Origin of the sequence: Lysobacter sp. 1R34A (assembly GCF_051217035.1) — a bacterium.
GTDB lineage: Bacteria > Pseudomonadota > Gammaproteobacteria > Xanthomonadales > Xanthomonadaceae > Lysobacter.
On the sequence record NZ_JBPKJP010000001.1, the window covers coordinates 117,009 to 138,594 of the forward strand.

Below are 21,586 nucleotides of genomic sequence, written 5' to 3' on the forward strand. Positions count from 1 at the left end.
GAGTGCTGGCTATGGGGCGCCGCAGCAACCGGCCAGGTTGCTGTAGTCCAGGCGCGCCATGTCGAACCGCGCGACCGCGATGTCGGGGAGTTGCCCGCTTGCGAAGACCAGCATCGGCTGCACCGGCTCGCCTTCGCGCGCGGCCTTGAGGTTCTGCCAGGGGCGGTACACCCAGACGAACTCCTTCTGGTTCACGTCGGTGGGCGTCGAGGCCATGGCCTGCGCCTGCAGTGCGCCGAGCAGGCGCGCGTCGACGAACGGCGTGCTCTGCCCGGAACCCGGCGCGGGCCGGCGCACGATGCCGGTGAAAAAGGTCGTGTCGGAAAAGCCGCGCAGGGACAGGCTGTGCAGCGGCACGATCCCGAACGGCGGCAGGTAGCGGAAATACTGGGTCGCGATCAGGGCCGAGGGCGCCGCCGACGCGGCGAGCAGGTCGGCGAGGTGCTGTTGGAACTGCGCGCACATCGCATGGGTTTCGACCAGGCGGCGGGCGCGCGCCTGGAACGCGAACGAAGACAGTTCGGCCGGGTCGAGCGGGTTGCGCTGGAAGGCGTAGCCCGAGAGGGCATCGGGCTCGAGCAGGCGCCGCCGCACCGCCCAGGTGTCGACGAAGTTCAGGCCGGCGCTCGTCCAGTAGACCAGGGCGATCGGCACGTCGCAGTCGCTGAGCGCGCTGTCGCGCAGTTCGTCGACCAGGCCGTAGTCCGGCGGGTCGCTCTGCCACGGGTCGAGCGCGTTGCGCTCGCGCGCCTCGATGCCGAAGCAGCGGTAGGCCAGGCGATTGCGGAACTGCGACGACGAGGGATCGAGGTCGGCGAAGCGCAAGGGGTTGATGGCGAGCAGGCGGAACTGCACGCCGTCGACGGTGGCATCGCTGTTGCAGCGCACGTTGCCCGGGTCGAGCCCGTTGGTCGGGGCGCGGCCCTCGCTGGTCTGCGCCGGCGCGATGGTCAGCACGTAGACCCCGGCGCCGGCGACGTAGACGCCGTCGGCGAGCGGATTGCAGTTGGCGAACACGCAGTCGCAGGCCGTGGCCTCGCCGGCGTCGAAACGCCGGGTCAGGGCGACGCTGGTGTCGGCGGTCAGGCACAGGGTCTGGCCGGCGCGATTGACCGCCAGGCCGGCGCGCACCCGCAACACCGGTGCGTTGGCCTGGTCGAGGTCGGCGTCGCGCGTGGCCTCCAGGCCGAAGGCGACGCCGTCGCCGAGCGCCAGTCCGAGCCGCGCATCGGCGTCGCGACGGGCGAGTTGTTCGCGGGTCAGGTCCTTGCTGGTGAGCAGGCGCCCATTGAAGAAGTTGACGCTGCGGATGCCGCCTTCCTTGACGGGTTGTTGCAACTGCAGGACGTTGTCGAGAGTGCTCATGGCGGCCTCATGCGGTCCCGATCGAATGCCATTGCCCGGCGCCGTCGGCGACCAGGGTGACGGCTTTCTTCTTCTTGACCGAGAACTCGGGCAAGCCGTCGATGCCGTCGCCGACCACGGTGTCGGCGAATACGGTCAGGGCGCCGACGTCGAGGTTCTTGATCACGTAGGTGCGCCCGGCGGTCGCCGGCACCGAGGCCGGCAAGTTGAGGGCGAGCTTGGCCGCGTTGCGGCCGATCACCAGGTACTGGCTGTCGTCGAGCGCCAGGTCCTGATCGAAAAACTGGATCGGCACCTGCATCGGCGAAATCGCCATCGGCGCGATGAAGTCCATCGCCATCGGTCCGCCGAACGCGGCCCCGTCGCCGGCGCCGTCGCCGCTGCCGGCGCAATCGCAGCCGCACAGCGCCCACTCCTGCAGCAGGCGCAGATGAGCGAGGAAGGGACGCGCACCTTCGTCGATGCGCAGGCCGGCCGGACTGCCGTCGACCTGCCAGGCGCCGCTCGGCGAACCGCCGACCCAGACCACCTCGAAGCTGATCCGCGCCAACAGCACGCAGTCGGCATCCGGGTATTGCGGACGATGGCAGCGCATCGCCGTCCACAGCGGCCGCAGTTCGGTCACCCAGAAGCGGAAGGCGGTGCGCAGGAATTCGCATTGTCGTTCGCGCGCCAGGCTCAGCCGCGGCGAGCCGAGGTCGAACAGATAATCGCCCAGGGTCGCGAACGAGGCCGGCGGCGACAGCGGCGGCGACATCGATTGCGCATCGAGCCAGGGCTGCACCGCGCCACGCATCGCCTCGAGCCAGGCGGCGGGATCGGCGGGCTGCGGCGGGCTGCTGTCGAGCACCGCGATGTTGCGGCGCAGCCAGCGCACGAAATCGCGCAAGGCGTCTTCTTCGACCTGGGCCGGGGCGTGCTGGCGCAGCTCCAGGCGGAAGTCGTCGGCGACGCGCGAGGGTTTCATCAACTCGTCTTCGGAGCGGCAGGGCTCGCCGGGAATCGGCACCGGCCGGGTCTTGCAGTCGGCATGGCAGAGAGTCAGGAACAACGAGATCTCGCCCGAACTGACCGCCGGCGGGGACAGAGGCGGTGACAACGGCGGCGACAGCGGCGGCGAACCCGGATCGAGCAGCCGGTTCACCAGCGCCGCGTTCTCCGGCTTGGCCAGCCAGCGGTTGAGCACCGCGCACTGATCGGCCGGCACGCACACCAGCCTGCCGCTCGGCACCAGCGCAGAGCCGGCGGCGACATGCAGGCGCGGCCCCTCGCTGCCGCCGTTCTCGAATTGGACGCGCAGTCCGTTCAAGGTGCCGTAGCCGAGCGCCTCGCGCGCCAGCCATTGGTCGCGTCCGGCCAGGTAGGCGAACTCCTGGGTGAAGTCGTCCACGCCGAGCACCATGCCGCGCTCGTAATTGACATGCTGGGTCGGGTCTGCGGGCAGGCCCGTCAGCGTGGTCACCGGTTCGTTGCAGCAGCCCATGATTCGCTCCTGGAGTCTTGGCGGCTCAGCATTCGAGCGACAGCCGGTCGCGCCCTTGAGGACGCGGCGCACCGCCGACGAAGCTGGCTCCGAGGTAGGCGCGGCCCACCACGGCATCGGGGATCAGCTCGCTTGCGCGGCTGCCGGCACCCAACTGTGTATCGAGCCCGAGCCGCGCCTCGCCGACGCGGTTGAAGGCCCAGTAGAAGCGCACGTCGAACACGGTGTGCGCGGGTTTTTCCAGTTCGACGATGCGCCGGGCGAGTCCGAGGCGTTCGTCGAGGCGGTAGGGGTCTGCGATCACGCTCGCCACAGGCAGCAATACCGAGAAGCGGTGCGCGGTGCGGTGCATCGCCAGCAACTGGCGCTCGAACTGCAGCCAGTCGGTCTGCGCGGCGAGGCTCGCCGGCAGGCGGTCGGGCAGCGGCACCTGTTCGAACTCGGGCCAGGCGGCGAGGTGCGCGCCGCGCAGACGCTCGATGCGGCGATAGCGCCGGGCCAGGAAGTCGTGCCACCGTTTGCGCTCGCGCGCCCCGTCGTTGCGTGCGCAGAAGTCCTGCCAATCCTGGGCGGCGGCTTCGCGCGCGAGCGGCGCACTCGGCAGCAGGATCTGCGCGACCTGCGCATAAGCGCTGGCATGGGCGAGGTTCAAAGCCTGCAGGCTGCCGTAGCGCGACAGCAGGAAGCCTTGCCAGCGGCCGCGGTCGGCGGCGCCGGCGCCCGGCACGAAACCCAGGTGGGCCGAGCAGAACGCCTTCCATACCTGCGCGGCATCCGGGTGCGCGGCGGTGTTCGGCGGCGGCGCCAGCGAGAACGGCGTCATCTGTTCCAGCGCGGTGGCGCTGCGCTCCTGCCAGGCGGCATAGCGGTCGACCAGCCCGGCATTGCCTTCGGTCGGCGTCCACAGGCTTTGCCGCATCACGTTGCGCAGACCATCGCCGGGTGCGGCGCCGGCGAGCGCGGCCTCGGCGACCAGGGTTTCGACCAAACGCGTTTGGTAGGCCTCGACGATACGGATGCGGCCGGCGCCTTCGTCGCCGGGATCGGGGCCGTCGAACATCGCCGCGTCGAAACCGGGCTCGAAGGCCAGGCTCAGGGCGACGCGCAGGGCGTGCACGGTGCCGCGCCAGCGGAAGAAATCCATGGCGTGGCGGACCAGCAGGCGGTGACGGCGTTCGTCCCAGGAAGGGTCCAGGGCCAGGTCGAACCAACCGGCGAGCCACGCGAGCGCGTCCTGCGGCACGGTGCGCGCATCGAACAGGGACTGCACGTTGGCGACGCGGTCTTCGATCTGGGTCAGGGTGCTTTCGCAGTTGGCGAGCCAGCGTTCGAGGAAATCGCCGTTGGCGCCGTCCTCGCGGTACAGCGCCGGCAGGAAGCGCTGCGGATAGGAGAAACGCGGCGACCACACCCGCAGCGCGCGCAGGCGCGGCGTGGCGGCGCCGTTGCGGCCGACCAGGGTCACGCGCAATTGCAGATAGCGGCCGTGTGCCTGCTGCAGCAGCAGCTCCCAGGTGCCGGCGCCGGCTTCGCGGCGGGTCGCGCGCGCGGCCTCGCGACGCAGCCAGGGCAGCTCCGGGCCGCTTGCGCGCAAGCGCGGCACCGGTTCGCGCAGCCAACTGCCGATGACCTGCGCATCCGTCGCCGGTTGCGCTTCGCCGTCGAACCAGCCGCTGAGCTCGTCGCCGGCGCGGCTTTCGACGGCGATCGCGGTGTCGGGCGGTATCGCCGCGTCGAGCAGCAGCTTGTCCCAGACCGTGCCGAGCTCGTTGCTGTCGAACACCGGGGTAACGAATACCGCCTGCGCCGCGTAGCGTTGCCGGTGTTGCTGTACCACCGGGGTCCAGCGCGGCAGGCTCAGGCCGCAGTCGTAGTGGGCCTTGCCCGCGACCGAAACCAGCGCGCGGCCGCCGTAGCGGCGCAGCGGATACAACTCGGCCGGCGCGCGCAGGGCGAACTGCCCGTCGCTGTCGGCCACCTCGAAGGCGTGGACCTGGTTGCCGACTTCGCTGGCGATGAACAAGCGCGGCGGTGCCGGCTCGGCGGCCGCGGCATGGCCGAAGCCGCTGGCATGGACCATGTCGTGAGCGAGCGCGGGCAGGGCGTCGAGCCATTGCGAGGCATCCGCCGACCAGGCCGAGCCTTCCCGGCGCAGCCGCACCACCCGCGAGCGTTGCAGCGGCGCATCGCGATCGAGCAGCAGGACCGTGCCCGCGCCGGTCGATTCGATCGCGATCGGATCGAGCAGGGGCACGCCGAGCGCGGACAGATCCAGGCCGGCCGGGAACCTCACCGCGGCTTGCTCGCGCAGTGGCCCGGCATGGGGTTGAAAGTCGTCGATCATCGCCGCCGCCAGCGCCGAGGCAGTCTGTCCGCGGTCGACCACGGCCAGGGTGCAGTCGAGTTCCCACAGGCGCCGGTGCGCGCGATCCAGCACCCAGGCGCCGCCGCCATGGCGCGGGCACAGGTCGAAGGGCTCGAACGGCACCGCCGCCGGCCAGCCGGTTTCCAGCGGCGGGCCGCCGGAGATCAGGTCGAAACTCATCAGGCCGCGCAGGTCGCCGCGCGCGAACGCGGCGACGAGGTAGTCGTCTTCGGTCACGACCACGGCGAAGTAGCGGTCGGCGGCGGGCGCCTGCGCGGCCTGATGGGTCTCGAAGGCGAGGCGTCGCTCGCGCCGCGTCTGCGCGCAATCGGCCGGGTCGGCCGGCCAGAACGCGGTTTCGTCGCCGCCTTCGCTCGACACCACGCGCAGGGACGCGGCATCGTCGGCGACGCGATAGACGTTGCCGTGGCGGTCGGCGGCGGCCGGGCGGCGCGCGTCCAGGCTCAGCGGCGTTTCGCCGAGCGTCGCCGGCAATTCGATCGCCTGCGGCTGCAAGGTGATCTCGCTGCGTGCCGGGTCCCAGCCGGGCAGGGTTGCCGGCGGCACCGGCATCGGGCTGGCGAACAGCTCCCACCAGAACGCCAGCGATTGCGCGACGACGGCCTCGTTGAAGCCTGCCTCGTCCGTGTCCGCGGTGGTGCAGCGCGCCCAATCGTCGCGGCCGTACAGCATCTGGAAGCGGGCGCCATTGACGTTCATCAGCAGGTCTCCGGCACGACAGGCACCGGCAACAGCGGCGTCGCGGTGCCGGTGGAACCGCCGCCGCCGGCGTTGCCGCCGCCGCGCAGCGCGTCCAGCGACATCGCCTCGCCGGCGACCACCGAAATGCCGAGGATGCGCGGCAGCTCCAGCCCGCTCATCTCGATCACGTCGCTGGCGCTGAGCTCGCCCTCGGCGAGCAGCACGTCGGCGACCGAGGTCACCCCGGGCACGCGCGCGACTTCGGCCAGCAGCACCCGGCTGGCGACCGCGGTGCGCAGCGGCCAGCCGCGCGCGGGGTCGGCGCCGCGCGGAGTGAACAGGGCGCCGTTGCGCGGCATCGCGCCGGCCGGGCCGATCGGCGCGAGCACTTCGCGCAGGCGGCGCTTGACGTCGTCGACGACCTGGGCGATCGCGTAGCCCGCGGCGGCTTCGATGCCGACCGAAATCCACAGGCCCTTGTAGTCGGCGCCGCGCACGACCAACTCCGTGGTGACCAGGCGGCGCGGATCGAGATGGCGGCACAGCGCGTTGAGGAACAGCCGGTCGGCGCGCGGCGCATCGGGCTGGGCCGGGTCGGAGCGCGGGATCGCCATCAAGGTGACCACGCCGGGGGCCGAGCCGGGTTCGTTCGGCGCCAGGTCGGGATGGAACGCCGGCAACACTTCGATGCGGCCGATCTGCACGCCGGGGGCGCGGTAGGCGACCGATTCGAAGTCGTCGATGCTGACCATGCGGTCGCGGTGCTGCAGATGCCGGCGCACCTGTTTCTCGCCGGTGTCGGCCGATTCGGCATCGGCGCCGCCCCAGGTCTGCACCGGGTTGAGCACGGCGAAGCCGGACGGCAGTTGCGGCGCGTTGTCGATCTTGCCTTCGGCGACATTGCCCTGGGCGCCGAGACAGAATTCGTAAGCGGCGAACACCCGCGCGCCGAGCGGCAGGCGGCGCCCGCGCAGGCCGTCGCCGAAACGCAGTTCGCCGGCTTCCGGGTCGAGTTCGAACACCTCGGTCGGGCCGGTGTCGACGCAAGCCGGGTCGCGCGCGCTCGAACGCGGGTCGGACACCGGCACTTCCGGCGCCGCCGCGGCGAGGTCGTCGATCTCGCTCCAGCGTCGCGGCGCCGCCGCACCGACCCGGGTCGACACGCTGACCGAGTGGCGCAGCACCGGCCGGCGCGACAACCGCCGCACTTGATCGGGCCGGCCGTCGCCGTCGGCGAGCGGTTCGGCGGCGATGCGCTGGATCTGCCGCACCGGGGTGGCGTTGATGCCGGCCCAGCGCATCCGTGCCTGCGCCGCGCCGTCGGCGCGTACGCGCAGCCAGGTGATCACGCGCCCGGCCAGGGCCGCGTCGTCGAGGGTCGGCGGCATGTCGCCGACGCCGCCTTCGAGCGGGTCGATGTCCTGCCAGGCTTTGAGTTGCGCGGCCGGCGGCAGCGCCAGTTGCACCACGCCCGGCACCGACAGCAGGTCGACTTCGGTGCGCGGTTCGAGTTGGCGATAGCTCGGCGCCGGACGATCGCTGCCGTCGCGCGGCACGCGGCCGTCGGCCGGCACGTTCGGCAGTTCGAAGCGCAGCAGTTGCCGGCTCTGGGCGTTGCCGGCCGGCAGCAGCTGCGCGCCGACCGTGTCCAGCGCCGGCACTAGGCCGAGGGTCAGGGTGCGGCCGCCGAGCGCATCGCGCAGCGCCTTCCACGGATCGTCGGGCTCGCCGGGCGCGTCGGTCTTGCGCGCCAGCAGGGCGATCCACAGCGAGCGGTCGACGGTGTCGGCATTGAGGTCGACGCTGTCGACGACCTTGCGATCCAGCGCCAGGGTCTTGTACAGCTGCACCCCGGACGGGAACGGCAGTTGGTAGGAGGCGTACAGCAGCCGGTAGTAATCCAGCAGTTCCTGCGAGGGATCGTCGAGGCGGCGCTTGAAATAGATCCGCGCCTCGACCGGCAGCACGTCCAGGCCGAGCTGGGTGCGGAACGGCACCGAACCGGCGCGCACTTCCAGGTCGGCCGGCAAGGTCTCGACCTTGGCCGGGCCGCGCTCGTTGGCGATCGCCACCAGGCCTTGCGCGGCGCTCGCGCTGGCCAGCGGAATGCGCAGCATCTGCAGGAACTTGAGGCGGTTGCGTTCCGGCGTGAGGTTGGCGCGGTACAGCAGGTTCTCGGTGAGGAAGGAGAACAACTGCACCAGGGTCACGCCCGGGTCGCTCTGGTTGAAGTTGGTCCACTCCGGCGTGTGCACGCTCGCCCGCGCCAGCGTGTCTTCCACCAGTTGGGCGAAGCGGCGATCGTCGATGGGCGGGGGCGTCAGCGGCATGGTGCGGGCCTCAGGTCACGGCCAGCGGAATGGCGAGGCTGATGCGTTCGCGCGAGGCGGTCGCCACCAGCCGGTAGGTGATCGTGGCCACTGCGGTCTCGGCTTGCGTGGGGTGCGCGGCGACTTCGACCGCTTCGACCTCGATGCGCCGTTCCCAGCGGGTCAGCGCGCGCTGCACCGCATCGCGCATGCGCGCATGAGTGGCCGGGTTGTTGGGCTCGAACAGGAACCGCGCCAGGCCGGCGCCGAACTCGGGCACGCCGACCCGTTCGCCGGGTTCGGTCTTGAGGATCACCGCGATCGATTCGCGGATGTTGTCCTCGCCGGAGGACCAGACGAACCGGCCGTCGGCGCCGACCCGCGGCGGAAACGACAGGCTTTGGCCGAAGATGCTGCTCATGACGAGTCCTTCTTGCCCTTGAGCCCGGGCACCGGGAAACAGATCACGAAGTAGGGCAGCCAGCGGAAGATCAGGTCGAACAAGATGACGATGATGATCAGCAGGATCAGCGCGCAGATGGTGATGATCGGAATCGACAGCGAGCAGATCATCCCGATGTTGATGCCGCCGCTCTGGCAGGGCGCGCCGTCGCCGGCCGGAAGGTCCTTGTGGAAGGGCCACGGCAGCACCGACAGCACCAGGTCGACCAGGCCCATGCCCTTGGCGCGCTGGACCTGGCCGCACAGCATGTCGGACAGCACGAAAGCGGTGTTCTTCTGATACTTGCGCAGGCCGGCGGGGCTGGTGTCGGCCGGCAGCGAGATGCGGATCGGCCGCGCCGGCGCATCGGAGTCGAAGAAGCTGGCCAGGCGGAAGCGTTCGCTGGGCGCCGACAACAGCGGCGGATGCAGCGGGCCGCAATCGCGGCGGCCGTGGACGAAGCGCAGCACGAACCAGCCGCCGTCGCCGAGGTTGGCGCCGAGGTTGTTGCCTAGCGCGTTCTTGACCTGCAGCGCGAACGGCACCGGCGGCGCGTCGGTCTCGGCGCTGGCTTCGAGTGCGCGCGCGTACAACGCGGTGAAACGGTCGACCTTGCGCGCGACGTCTTGGCCGGGCACGTTGCCGGCGACCGGGTCGGGATCGATCGAGGCGTCTTCGCCGAGGCTGTCGAGCGCGGTGTACGGCCCGGCCGCGGCGAGGCTTTGCTCGACCCCGGCCAGGCAGAAACTGAAACGCGGCCAATCGGACAGTCCGCGGGTGTCGGGCGTGGCGGCGAAGGTCGCGGTGCTCGCTTCGAGCTTTTCGCGCACGCCGGGCGCGCGGATGGCCTTGAGGGCGGCGCGCATCGAGGCTGCGACCGGGTATTGCCCGGTCGGCTGCAGCGCGGCGATCAGCGGCGCGCTCATCACTACCGTGCCGAGCCAGTCGTACAGGGCGCGGCGGTTCGCCGACAGTTGCGCATAACCGGCGCCGTTATGGTCGATCGCGTTCCAGACATCGGGCAGATAGGTCTGCAGATGGTCGGCGCAATCCAGCAGCACCAGCCACGACGCGCTCTGCTGTTGCAGGTTGAAATTGAATGCACGGGCGACGCGGTCGCCGGGCGGCTCGGCTTCGTCGCCGATGGTCGGCGTGGAGGCCGGCGCGGCGGCGAGCTTGAACGCCGAGCGGATCATGGTCTTCCACGGCTCGCTGACGTCGATCTGGAACTGCGCGGTGCGCGCGAGCTTGGAATTGGCCGGAGCCGGAACGCTGGCCGACAGCTGCTCGCGCTGGGCGCTCGCGTAGGCCGGCGAGGGTGCGGTATCGACGCGGCAGCCGAGGTATTCCTCGCGCCGGCCGACCGGGACGCTGCCAGCCCACAGCGCGCGGCGACGCTGGCCGTCGTCGAGAAAACTCAGGGCGAACGCCGGCAGGCGTTCCTCGCCGGGCACGAAATCGTTGCTCGCATTGCAGCGCTGCCAACGCGCGCCCTGCAGATCTTTGAGATAAGCGAACTCGTGCAGCGTTCCGCTGGCATCGCCGGGCACCGGCATCAGCCGCCGCAGCACCATGCCGACCTCTTCGCCGCCGCCACGCACCAGCGCATGTTCGGGCAGGCCCTGGATGCCGCAGACCAGGCTCGCGGTGGCGAGGTAATGGCGCTGATGCGCGGGCTGGTACAGCTTCAGCGGCGGCGCCTCGGCGTCGGCCGGGGCGAGCCGCGGCTTCGGTTGCCTGGCCGCGGCGGCGCGGCGGGAAGCCTGCACCAGTTGCGGCATCGGCGCGCGCTCGACCAGGTCCGGAGGGTCGACCATCGGCTTGCGCCAGGTCTCGTGCCGGGCGACCAGTTTGTCGATGCGGGTCGGGTCGCGCGCCAGGGTACCGAGCAACTGCTCCATGAAGTCGTCGCTGGCGAAGCGCAGGATCGCCGGGCGCGCCTGTTCCGGGGTGGCCGCGGCGCCGGCGGCATCGTCGCCGAAGCGCGACCACAGCGGTTGCGGCGCCTGCCAGCGCAGGGGATGGGCGTTCATGGCCTCCTCCGCGGGCGGGCGTGGCGATCTCGGCGATCTCGGCGCATGGCGGTCATCGGCTTCACCAGATGTTCCCCGCGCCGGGGGTGTAGGAAGCGCTGATGATGCTGTTGCAGATCACCGTGTCGGCCTGGACCACGCCGGAGAAGCGCGACATCGCAGAGTCGACCGTGACCATGCCGGCGCTGACCGCGACCTGGCTGGCATTGACGATGACCTTGGCCGCGGCGGTGACGGTGATGCCGGACATTTCCAGCTTCACCGAATTGCCGTTGCCGTCTTCGATCTCGACCGCACCCGGGCCGTCCTTGAGAGTGAAGCTCTGGCCGCCCGGCGTTTCCAGCAGCAGCTGTTCGCGGCCGTCCTGGTCGTCGAGGGTGATCTTCACGCCGTTGCGCGAGCGCAGCACCTTCTTGTAGTTGTTGCCGGCGCCGTCCATCGATTCGGGCGGCTGGTCGCGGCCGTTCCACAAGCCGCCGATCACGTAGGGCCGGCGCGGGTCGCCGTGTTCGAAACAGACCAGCACCTCGTCGTCGACGTCGGGCACGAACCAGCTGCCGCGGTTGTTGCCGCCGAACATCGTCGCCAACCGCGCCCAGCCTTCGTAGCGCTGGCCGCCGGCGTCGGGCGACCAGGGCAGGGTGATCCGCACGCGGCCCTGCTGGTCGGGGTCCTTGATGTCGGTGACCAAAGCCACCAGCACGCCGTACCAGCGTCCGCCCCAGCCGCTCGGCATGCGTTCGCTGAGCAATTGTTCGAACGGCGGCAGCTCGACGATGCGCATCGCTCAGCCCCGTCCGATCGCGGGCCGGTCGCACCAGAACTCGGTGCGCACGCCCAGTTTGGGATCGAAGCGGATCTGCACTTCGGTCACGGTGTAGTCGCCTTCGAACAGCGGGCCGACGCCCTTGATGCTCAGCTTGGTGCCGACCCGCAACGCGTCCTTGGTCTCGGCGACGCCGTGGCCGGTGATGAAGCGCCGCGCCATGTGGCGGAAGCTGGCTTCGGCCAGGGCGCGCGCTTCGCCGTCGGAACTCGGCAGGCCGTGGGCGAGCGCATCGACGCGCGCGCCGAACGCCTGTTGCAGGGTCTCGGCGCCGCTGGGACCGCCGTTGAGTTCGGCGCGGATCGCCGCTTCGTCGGCCTCGTACTTGGCGACGCGCTTGTCGGCGACGCTCCAGCCGGCGCCGACCAGGCGGGTGCGTTGATGAGCGAGGTCGGCGCAGACTTCGAACTCGCGCAAGGGCCCGGCCCAGGACAGCTCCAGCGACTGGCCGTTGCGCTGCGCGCGTTGCGCCGCCTTCAGCTGGCTGCCCTCGACCCAGATCTGCGCGTCCTCGCGCCGGGCCAGGTCGCGCAGGAAGGCCAGGTCGCTCTGGTTGACCTGGGCCAGCAACTTATAGGTTTCGCCTTGCACCTCGACCTGCGCCTGCAGGCCATGATCGCCGGCGATGCTGCGCAGGATGTCGGCAAGGCTGGCGTCGGCGAAAGCGCGGGTGCGCCGGGTCATGCGCAGGTCCTGCAGGCGGTCCTCGGCGCAGACGCCGATCTGCGGCGTGCCGCCGTCGGGGAACTTCGCCGACAGCGCGCTGATCCGGCCCTCGAACAACTTGCCGTCGCCGAGCGTGATCGTCAGCGGCTTGCCGAACTCGAGCAGGTCGCGGCCGAAATGCTGGAAGCCGCCCTTGTCCGGGCCGCCCCAATTGCCGAACACCAACTCGCAACGGGCCAGGCCGGCCTCGGACTCGACGATGTCGAGCGACATCAGCGAACTGGTCAACGTGGCTTCGCGCTTGCCGTCGATCTCCACCGACGGACGCGAAGCTTTGATCGGCAATGTCGCGGTATCGCCCATGGTTCGGCTATGGCTCCGTCAATGCGCCCAGACGCGCAGGGATTGCTGGTCGATCTGGCGCAACGCCGTGTGCACGTCGCGCGGTTCGAGTTTTTCCGGCGGCTCGCCCTCGGACTTGGCGCCGGTGTTGCCGTCCGACCTCGCCGCGGGACGCGGTTCGGCCAGCACTTCGAATTCGTTGATGACCACCGCCATGACCGGGTTCCTTATCCGAACGAGATCGAGCCGCCGGCGCTGCCGCCGAGGGATGCGTTGAGGCCGGCGCCGGCCCCGGCGTCGAGGCCGACGCTGCCGCCAATGCCGCCCCCGAGGCCGCCACCGAGTCCGCTGCCGAAGCCGGCGCCCAGCGAAGCGCTGCCGCCGATGCCCGCGTCGATCCCCAGGCCGCCACCGATGCCGCCGCCGATCGACGCGCCTGCGGACAGATTGAGATCGACGAGCTGGCCCGGCGACATGCGCAGCGGATCTTCGATGCCGTTGGCCGAGGCGATGCCCTGCCAGTCGGGCTTGCCGCTCTTGCCGGCCATCGACTGAAGCGAATCGCCTTCGTTGGCGCTCTTCAGCGGCGCCTGGCCTGGCTGGTTCGGCACCTTGCCTTCGCCCTCGAATTTCGCTTCGAGGATCTTCTGCTGCGACAGGGTCATGGTGATGCTGGAGCGCAAAGGCTTGCCGTCGGGCGAGAAGAACTCCAGGGTCTCTTCCATGCCCTCGACCATGCCGTCGAACAGGAACGTGCCCCAGTGGAAGCGCAGCCCCGGCGGCGAGAGTTTCTTCGGGTCTTCTTCGGACTTCTGCGGGGTCATGAAATAGACCACGTCCTGGGTCAGCCGGCGCACGTCGTCGACCGCGTCCTTCTCCATCGCGGTGACGTCGAACCACAGCTGCAGGGCCAGCTTGGTGGTGCCGGCGCCGACGAACTGGCGGCCGGCGTTGCCGGCGGCCTGGTCGCCGCCCTGCGGCTGCACGATCTGGTTGGCGAAGGTGACCTTCAGCGTTTCCGGATTGAACTGCACCGCGACCTTGCGCCCGCCCGATTTTTCGTTGGCGAAGCTCTGGTCGAGTTCGATCAGTTGGGCTTTTTCCAGGCTCATGGCATGGCCTCCGCGCGTTTCATGCGTCGAGCTCCTTCAGCGCCAGGGTCTCGTAGGCCACCTGCAATTCCTCGATCGCGACCTGGCCGTCGCGCGCGTTCAGCGCCGGCGCCTTGATCTTGACCGGCACGCAGCGCGAGAGCAGGAAGCGCGCGCGCACGGTGCTGCCGTCGGCGGCGAACAGCACCACCTCGGCATTGGCGCGCAAACGCGGATTGGCGACGCTGTCCTTGAACCAGCGCCACAGGTCGAAGTTCTCGGTCATGCCGCGCTTGAGAGTCAGCTGACCGTAACTGACCATGCCGTTGAGGCGGATCTGGCGGTCGTTGGCGCCGCCTTCGCGGATCGTCTTGACCTCCATGTTCATCTCCAGGCCGTCGCATTCGGCGAACGCGGCGGCGACCAGCGGCTTGGCGTCGTCGCCGCGGTTGATCTCGACGGCGAAGTTGAAATTGGTGAATGGGTAGGGTTGGGCGGCCATGGTCAGAGCTCCTCGATCACGGCCAGGCGCTCGCCGTTCTGGGCCAGGCGCACGGCGATGAAGCGCATCGGCAGCGACGGCGCCACCCGCAGTTCGACCACGAAGCGGCCGGCGTCGACCGACTGCGGCGTGTTGACGCCTTCGTCGGTGACCACCCGGAACGATTGCGCGGCGGTGGCGCCGGCGAAGGCGCCGCGGCGGAACAGCTCGCTCAGCAGCAGCTCGAAGCCGCGCTGCACCGAACGCCACAGCACCGGGCCGTTGGGCTCGAACACGTAGCGGATGCCGTGGCGCAGCGCGACGCGGCGCAGCAGGATCAACAGGCGGCGCACGTTGATCGGCCGCAGCGCCTCGTCCAGCGCCAGGGTGTCGGCGGACAGGGCGAAGAAGCCGCGCGGATCGTTGCGCAGCAGGTTGATCTGCGCATCCTGCAGCGCCTGGCGGTCGCTCTCGGTGATCGGCGGGGTCAACGCGACCACGTCCTTCATCGGCTCGTTGGCGGCGGCGATCCAGGCGCCGCGCAGCGAGGCGCGTTTGGCCAGCACGCCGACCGCGACACCGTCCGGCGGTACCACCCGCAGCGGGCGCTGGCCGGTGCGGTCGGCGCCGCTCGCGCGCGCATCCGACTGCAGCCAGGGGAAATACAGCGCGCCGTAGCTGAGCGCGCGGGCCTCGTCGAAGCCGAGTGCCTGCGGGTCGCCCGGCTCGACCTGATCGGTCGGCGTGCGCACGGCGCGCAGGCGCTGGGTATAGCGCAGCGCTTGCGCGGTACGGAAATGGCGCGGCATCGACAACACCGCGAACAGATCGCCGCAGGCCGCGGCCAGGCGCAGGCTGGCCCGATGCACCTGCAGCCAGTCGGTCTCGTGCAGGTCGCCGGCCGATTCGGGCGCCAACTGTTCCCAGTCGTCGGCGCGCACCCTCACTGCGACCGGATTGGAGCCCTGGCTGCTTTCGTCGCCGACCCAGGCGAACACTCGATAGTGATACAGGCCTTCGCGCTGGCTCATCGCCACGTATTCGCCGTCGGCGCCGCGGTAGATCTCGCGCTCGTCGCTGAAATCGGCGCTGCCGGCTTCGAACAGCGCATAGACCGCGCCGGGCTCGCTCTCGGTCCAGCTCAGGCGATAGGTGCCGGGCGGCACCGGCGCGTCCGGGCCGTCGAGCAGCGGCGCTTCGATCAAGCGCGTGCTGCAGTCGAGGAAGCGGCCGAAATCCGGCGCCGGCAGCACGGAATCGGCGGCCACGGTCGCCAGGCAGGCGCCGCGATGCGCGCGCCAGTGCGCCGGCGTCGCCGACGGCGGTGCCTGCGCGGGTTGCGATTGGTCTTCGCCGCGCCGTTGCCAGCCGCTGTGGATGGCGTCGGGCACGGCGATCAGGCTGGCCTCGTTGAACAGGCCGCCGGCGCCGATACCGAACACCGCATGCAGGCCATACAGCGGACGCGTGCGTTCGCGGATCAGGCGGATGTCGTCGGCATGGCTCAGCAGGGCGTCGACGCCGTCGTCGGCGAGTTGCGGGTCGAGGAATAATCCGGCGTCGAACACGGCCAGGCCGTCGCGTTCGAGCGCGGTGTGTTCGCGATGCAAGGGGCCGACGGCCGCGCCGAACAACCCGCTCGCGCCGAGCGGCAGCCAGGCCAGGGGCAGCGGCGCTTCATCGGGCGCCAGCGGAAAGCGCTGCAACTGCGCCGGCGCCGCGACGGCGAGGTCGTCGTGCACGCGATAGAAGTCGCCGTCGCGCTGCAGCTCCCAGAAGTTGCCGGGCCGCTCCGGGGTCAGGCCCAACTGGCGCAGCCGCGCCTGCGGTCCCTGGTCCGTGGTCGCGCGCAGTTCGATCTCCAGCACCTGCGCCGAACTCACCGTGCCGAACGGCGCGGCGGCCGGCTCGACCTCGCGCCAGGCCGGTCCGTGCACGGTCGCGAGCACCTGCAGGGTGGTCGCCGTCGGCGGACTCGCCGACAGGTCGGGTGCGCGGTCGGCTTCGTCGATGCGCAACCAGTGGACCGCGCCAGCCGCGTCGAAACGCACCCAGGCGCCGATTTCGAACGCGGATTCGGGCAGCGCCTGGTCGAAGCGCAGGCTCAGCGGAGGCGGTTCGGCGGCCGACTCCGGATCTTCGTCGAAAGCCGGCGGCGCCAACAGCGTCGCCGTCAACGGCAGTTCGACGCCGGCGAGACGGGCGACACCGGCGACATCGCCCGCCGGCGAGGCATCGGCGAGGATACGCTCGAACGCGGCGAGCATGCGGACCGAAACGCGATACGGCGAGGCCGGGGTCGGGCCTGCGGCGACGGCGTCGACCCGGGCATAAGCGCAGTCGCCGATGGGCCGGCCGAACTGCAGCAGATCGCCGTTGCGCAGCGGCTGCCGGGTCAGGAATTGATATTGGCCCGAAGCCGGCGAATCCACGCCGGACCAGGCATCGAGGGCGAAACCGCGCGACTGCACCGACACGCTGGCGCGCAGGGAGTCGGACCAGGAACCTTCGCAACGCGCGGCGACGATCGCCGGCTCGGCCTCGCCGCGGGCCGCGGCGATCGACAGCATCCCGGACAATGCGAAGCGGTTGGCGACGGCGACCGCGAGCTCGGGATCCGCATTTGGATCGACCTCGGCGCGCACGCGTTCCATCGCGGCGCTGCGCGCCACCCGTATCACCCAGCAGCGGCGGCCGCCGTTGGCGAAGAAGGCGCGCACCGAAGGCCCCAGGTGCGCATGCACGCGCTCGCCGCGGCGTTCGTCCCAGGCCAGCGGCGCGTCGGCGCCGAACGCGGTCGCGTACTGCGCCGCGCTTTCCAGCGCGACCGGCAGGTGCAGCGGGCCGGTCGAGGCGAAGCCGACGAACACCGCGACGTCCAGGCGCGGCAGCGCCTCCGCCGCGAGCGGCGGCGCCACGTCGACCTGGATGCCGGGCAGCCGGCGCGCGTTCGCCACGGTCCTCACTCCATCTCGAGCCGTTCGTAGGACAAGGTCAGCTCTTCCAGGGCCACGTCGGTGCCCTTGGCGTTGAACGGCCCGCTGGTGTGCTTGATGATCCGCGCCCGCAGCAACTTCCAGGTCTGCACGATCTGGGTGTGGTCCTCGTTCTGCAGATGGATCGTCACCGTGCGCATGGCCTTCTGGTCGCCGTTGCGGATCTGGTCGAGCCACTGATAGAGGTTCAGCGAACCGATCACCCCGCGTTTCATCGTCACGTCGGTGGACTTGTTCATGCCGGTGATCTTCATCACGCTGTTTTCTTTGGCGTTGCCGGTGCGGTACTCGGACACGGTCACTTCCATGCCGATGCCGCTGAGTTCCTGGAAACCGGCCTGCGGCCCGTCGGTGACCCCATCGCCCAGGTCGACGAGGAAATTGAACTGCACGTACGGGCGGTCGCGAAGGATGGCCATGGCGTTGCTCTCCGATCAGACTTTGCGGTCGGCCGTCCACTGGCCGATGCGGAAGATGACGAATTCGGCGGGCCGCAGCGGCGCCACGCCGATCAGGCAGATCAACCGGCCGTTGTCGAGATCGTTCTGCGACATGGTCGAGCGGTCGCATTTGACGAAGTACGATTTCTCCGGCTTGTCGCCGAGCAGGGCGCCGCTCTGCCATTCGTTGAGCAGGAAGTCCTCGATCGTGCGCCGCACGTTGGCCCACAGTTGTTCGCCGTTCGGCTCGAACACCGCCCACTGGGTGCCTTTGTCGATCGAGCGCTCCAAATAGGCGAAGTAGCGCCGCAGGTTGACGTACTTCCATTCCGGGTCGGAACTGATCGTGCGCGCGCCCCACAGGCGCATGCCGCGGCCTTCGAAGTATCGGAAGCAGTTGATCCCTTCCGGGTTCAGCACTTCCTGCTGGGCCTTGTTGAGGAAGCGCTCGAAGCCCAGGGCCAGGTTGACGACCTCGTTGGCGGGGGCCTTGTAGACCGCGCGGTTGACGTCGTTGCGCGCATAGATGCCGGCGACGAAGCCCGACGGCGGCATGTGGGTCTCGCGCTGGGTCAGCGGGTCGAGTACGCGCACCCAGGGGTAGTACAGCGCGGCGTGCTTGGAATCGAGCTGGGCGCGCATCGCCCGCACTTCGCTGATCGCCTGGTTGTCGCCGCTGTCGAGCACGGCGATGCAGTACTTCATGCGTTCGGCATGGCGGATCAGCGCACGCACGATCGACGGCGCATGCGTCGCATAGCCCGATTCGTAGCCGAAGGTCGAGCCCGGCGCGGCGACGATCGAGATGTCTTCCAGATCCTCGAACTGGCGCAGGCCGGTCTTGCGGTCGGCGCTGTCGACCTCGCCCTCGTAAGCGGAAGCGAACGGGCGCAGACCGTCGTTGCCGTCTTCGATCAGGATCGCGAGGCTGCGTTCGGCCGGTGTGCTCTGCGAGTCCTGCATGGCCGCGCGCAACCCCGCCGGCGGCGACATCGAGGCGTTCGGGTCGGCATCGAAAAAGGCGCCGAGCAATTCGGTGCCGGTGCCGATCGCGGCGACGTCTTCGCCGCGGATCACGATCGGCAACGTGCGGGCGCGGCTGAGGCTGGCCGGAAACTCGGCGAAGTAGGCGAACAGCGAGTCCGGCGAGCCGGCGCGCTGATGCAGCGGGTCCAGCGGCAGGTCCGGGGCGACGAAGGCATCGCCGCCGCCGAGCGGCTGCACCACCACGGTCACGCTGATCACGCGCAGCTCGTAATTGGCGGCGCTCAGATCGGTCAGGCTGGCCTGCGCGGTGCCGATGTCGTCGCCGCTGGATACGAACGCCCAGCTTTCGTTGCCTGCATCCCACAGGGCGAGGTAATAACCGTCCTCGACGCCGGGCGAGGGCGCGCCCGGACGCGGCCGGATCCACACCACGTCGCGCGATTGCAGCGAGTTGGCGAAGGTGACGCCGTCGACGTCGGAGAGCAGGCTCTGGCCGACGTTGAAGGTGAAGCCGACCCGCGCATTGCCGGCGCGGCCGGGAAAGCGTGCGTAGACCATCATCGACGAGGGGCTGCCGGGCAGGCCGCCGCGGGCGCAGCCGGGACGTTCGTCGGTGGCGTCGACCGGGGTGAACACACGGCTGACGTAGAGGCGCTTGCCGCCTTCCTCGAAGAACGCGCGCACGCCATGCCAGAGATAATTGTCGACCTCGCCGGCGTCCTGGAACACCAGCTTGTCGCGGCCGCCGTAGGTACGCTCGAACTCGACCAGGCTGGTGACGATTTCCGGCTCGATGTCGAGCGGACCGTAGCGGGCGGGACCGACGAGGCCGGTGGTGGTGGTGCTCACGCCCTCGATCGATTTCGCGCGGAAGGAGACTTCCTCGACGAAGACACCGGGAGCCAGGTACTCAGACATAGCAGTTCTCCTTGCCTAAGACGGCGCATGTACTGGCGCGCGGCGCGGTCATGCGGTGGATACCAACAGCCAGGAAGCGTCCGCCGCCGGCTGTCCTTCGGTTCTGGCCGTCATCGGCCGGCGGTACTCCAGGCGCCGGGGCGGCGCGGGCGACGACAACGAATCGATCACCGCGCATGGCGTGGCCAGTTGCGCCAGCACCTGTGCGAGGTCGGGCACGGCGGGCGGTTCGCTCGGCGGCGAGCCCGGCGACCAGAACGCGCTGAGCTCGACCGTCCAGCGGAAATCGCTGCGCGCTTCCGGCGGCGAGGACAGCGGCGTGCGCGGCGGTTCGGGATAGGGATAGATCACCGCGACCCGGCCGTCGCGGTCGGCCATGCCGATGCCGCGCGGCGCGCCGTCGATGTCGACCGCGAGCAGGCTCCAGGCCGGCACGCGCTGGGTGCCGGCCTCGCGCAGCTGCGCATAGGTCACCGCGAGCGGCTGAGGCAGCGGGCGGCTCGGCGCCGAGAACAGCGGAATGCGTTCGATCAGCCACTGCGGCGGCGAGCCGGCGGTGCCGGGCAGGGCCAGCGGCTGCGGCGGCGAGATCCACGGCGCCAGCCAGGTGAACAATCCGCGCGCCGGCAGCTCGGCATCGAAGGCCAGCGGCAGGAAGCGTCCGAACGGGTCGCTGACCTCGATGCGGTAGCCGGAGGCCGGCGGCGACGCGTTCTGCGCCTCGGTCCAGGGTCGCTCGAGCGGTTCGCGCGCGTCGAACTCGAAATCGACCAAGCCGCCGACCCGATGCGCGACGTAGATGCCGCTGGGATTGGGCAGGGCGCGTTTGCGCGCATTCGGGGCGTTGCGCGGGTAGACCTCGACCGCCAGACCGTCGATCACCGAGCTGGCGGTCGCCATATCCCAGAAGCGCAGGCCGAGCGCGGCATTGCGCTGCAGCACTTCGAGTTCGAACAGGACCGCGCTCACGTCGTCGCCTCGTGCACTTCGAAACGGCGGCTCTGCACCGCGGCGCCGTCGTCGACGTGGACGTCGGAGTCGATCAGGACCATGCGCAGGGCATAGGTCGCCGAGGACGGCAGGCGCCGCAGGCGGTCCCACAGGGTCAGGTAGTCGTTGAGCGAGAGCGGATCGCAGACCACTTCGATGCCTTCGTGCGCGCCGAAGGTGTCGGTCTCCGGCATGTAGTGGTTGAGGTGGCCGGCGCTGAGCACGCTGGTGTCTTCCATCAGCCGCATCACCCAGCCGAGCATGCGCTGCTGGCGTTCGGTGTCCTGCGCCCAGGGGGTGATCATGTAGTGCAGGTCGAGCGGCAGCGAGGGCCGATAGCGGCGGCCGTCGGGCGAACGGCGCAGGGTCAGGTTGCGCATGGCGCCGTTGACCGCGACCCGGAACAGGTAGATCGAGAAGCCGTCCTGCATCGGCGACTCGAAGTCGCGCGCCTGATACAGGCTGATGTCGAGGCCGGCGCCGAATTCGTCGCGCGGGTAGCGATCGCGCAGCAGGCCGGCCAGTGCGGTACTGGTGGCGGCGATGGCGCGGTAGTTCGCCACGGATTCAGTCCTCGCGCCGCTGCGTCAGCAAGGCGCCGAGCAGTGCATCGCCGGCGAGCCGCCGATAGCGCCGGCGGCCGTCGGCCGCCACGGTCTCTTCGATTACGCCGCAGCGTTTCATCCAGTCCAGCGCCTCCTGCAATTCGTCCATGGCGACCTCGTGCTCGGTTCCGAACCACCAGCGATGGATGCCTTCAGCGGTATCGCACGCGTGCGGATTGGCACGCATATAGCTGGCCAATGCCTTGACACATGCCGATACCGCGGAGCTTTCGTCCATCGCGATCGACCCTCTGCGCATCAGATCGATGCAAGAGCGGTGCCAACCGCGGCGGACGAGGCGAATCCTTGCGACGACGGGCTTTTGAGAGGCATCGAAGCGAACGAGGCCGGATGTTTTGATCCGGGCAGGACTCCGGCGGCGGTCACATCGGCGGGCGCAAACGCCGTGTTTTCAAGGCTGCGCAACCAGGATGTTTTTGTCCCTGCAGTGCGCGGCTTTGTCCTGCGGGCGAGCGGATACAGTCGCCGCGCTGTCGATGCGGACGGGCCGCATCGGGTTTTCAGCCCCGGACTCGGACACGGCG

At 70.0% G+C, this 21,586-nt stretch carries 17 protein-coding genes; all 17 read right to left on the bottom strand.

Translation table 11 applies throughout. The annotated features are described in order from the left end of the window. Positions 1-9 precede the first annotated feature (9 nt). A complete protein-coding gene (locus ACSAMQ_RS00450) occupies positions 10-1,365 on the bottom strand; it encodes a hypothetical protein (RefSeq protein WP_435393740.1) in 1,356 nt (451 codons plus the stop codon). 7 nt (positions 1,366-1,372) lie between these two features. Beyond that, positions 1,373-2,848: a hypothetical protein gene (locus ACSAMQ_RS00455; protein ID WP_435393741.1), complete on the bottom strand. Its 1,476-nt coding sequence runs from the start codon at positions 2,846-2,848 to the stop codon at positions 1,373-1,375. 25 nt (positions 2,849-2,873) lie between these two features. Continuing rightward, the gene (locus ACSAMQ_RS00460) at positions 2,874-5,933 is read right to left on the bottom strand and encodes a phage tail protein (RefSeq protein ID WP_435393742.1); all 3,060 of its coding nucleotides are present in this window, start codon (positions 5,931-5,933) and stop codon (positions 2,874-2,876) included. Beyond that, positions 5,933-8,245 (bottom strand): baseplate J/gp47 family protein, encoded by a 2,313-nt coding sequence (locus ACSAMQ_RS00465; RefSeq protein WP_435393743.1) that lies wholly within the window; start codon positions 8,243-8,245, stop codon positions 5,933-5,935. The genes ACSAMQ_RS00460 and ACSAMQ_RS00465 overlap by 1 nt, the downstream gene beginning before the upstream one ends. A gap of 10 nt (positions 8,246-8,255) precedes the next feature. Further along, positions 8,256-8,645 carry a GPW/gp25 family protein gene (locus ACSAMQ_RS00470; RefSeq protein WP_435393744.1) on the bottom strand — a complete coding sequence of 130 codons (390 nt, stop codon included), beginning with the start codon at positions 8,643-8,645 and terminating at the stop codon, positions 8,256-8,258. Beyond that, a complete protein-coding gene (locus ACSAMQ_RS00475; RefSeq protein ID WP_435393745.1) occupies positions 8,642-10,699 on the bottom strand; it encodes a hypothetical protein in 2,058 nt (685 codons plus the stop codon). The genes ACSAMQ_RS00470 and ACSAMQ_RS00475 overlap by 4 nt, the downstream gene beginning before the upstream one ends. Positions 10,700-10,760: 61 nt before the next feature. Next, on the bottom strand, positions 10,761-11,483 hold the full coding sequence (locus ACSAMQ_RS00480; RefSeq protein WP_435393746.1) for a phage baseplate assembly protein V: 723 nt from the start codon (positions 11,481-11,483) through the stop codon (positions 10,761-10,763). 3 nt (positions 11,484-11,486) lie between these two features. Beyond that, entirely contained in the window at positions 11,487-12,554 is a 1,068-nt protein-coding gene (locus tag ACSAMQ_RS00485) for a phage late control D family protein (protein ID WP_435393747.1), read from the bottom strand. An 18-nt stretch (positions 12,555-12,572) separates the two neighbouring features. Beyond that, entirely contained in the window at positions 12,573-12,749 is a 177-nt protein-coding gene (locus ACSAMQ_RS00490; RefSeq protein ID WP_435393748.1) for a hypothetical protein, read from the bottom strand. Positions 12,750-12,760: 11 nt separating this feature from the next. After that, the gene (locus ACSAMQ_RS00495) at positions 12,761-13,645 is read right to left on the bottom strand and encodes a CIS tube protein (RefSeq protein ID WP_435393749.1); all 885 of its coding nucleotides are present in this window, start codon (positions 13,643-13,645) and stop codon (positions 12,761-12,763) included. A 19-nt stretch (positions 13,646-13,664) separates the two neighbouring features. Further along, the gene (locus ACSAMQ_RS00500) at positions 13,665-14,126 is read right to left on the bottom strand and encodes a phage tail protein (RefSeq protein ID WP_435393750.1); all 462 of its coding nucleotides are present in this window, start codon (positions 14,124-14,126) and stop codon (positions 13,665-13,667) included. Positions 14,127-14,128: 2 nt separating this feature from the next. After that, on the bottom strand, positions 14,129-17,062 hold the full coding sequence (locus tag ACSAMQ_RS00505) for a hypothetical protein (RefSeq protein WP_435393751.1): 2,934 nt from the start codon (positions 17,060-17,062) through the stop codon (positions 14,129-14,131). A gap of 5 nt (positions 17,063-17,067) precedes the next feature. Next, positions 17,068-17,520 carry a phage tail protein gene (locus ACSAMQ_RS00510; RefSeq protein ID WP_435393752.1) on the bottom strand — a complete coding sequence of 151 codons (453 nt, stop codon included), beginning with the start codon at positions 17,518-17,520 and terminating at the stop codon, positions 17,068-17,070. A 15-nt stretch (positions 17,521-17,535) separates the two neighbouring features. Beyond that, complete coding sequence (locus ACSAMQ_RS00515) at positions 17,536-19,446, bottom strand: phage tail sheath family protein (protein WP_435393753.1); 1,911 nt, start codon at positions 19,444-19,446, stop codon at positions 17,536-17,538. 48 nt (positions 19,447-19,494) lie between these two features. Beyond that, positions 19,495-20,415, bottom strand: coding sequence for a hypothetical protein (locus tag ACSAMQ_RS00520; RefSeq protein ID WP_435393754.1), 921 nt, complete (start codon positions 20,413-20,415; stop codon positions 19,495-19,497). Further along, positions 20,412-20,999, bottom strand: a complete 588-nt coding sequence (locus ACSAMQ_RS00525; RefSeq protein WP_435393755.1) for a DUF4255 domain-containing protein — start codon at positions 20,997-20,999, stop codon at positions 20,412-20,414. Before ACSAMQ_RS00525 ends, ACSAMQ_RS00520 begins: the two co-directional genes overlap by 4 nt. Before the next feature lie 4 nt (positions 21,000-21,003). Then, a complete protein-coding gene (locus ACSAMQ_RS00530) occupies positions 21,004-21,279 on the bottom strand; it encodes a hypothetical protein (protein ID WP_435393756.1) in 276 nt (91 codons plus the stop codon). Positions 21,280-21,586: the final 307 nt, after the last annotated feature.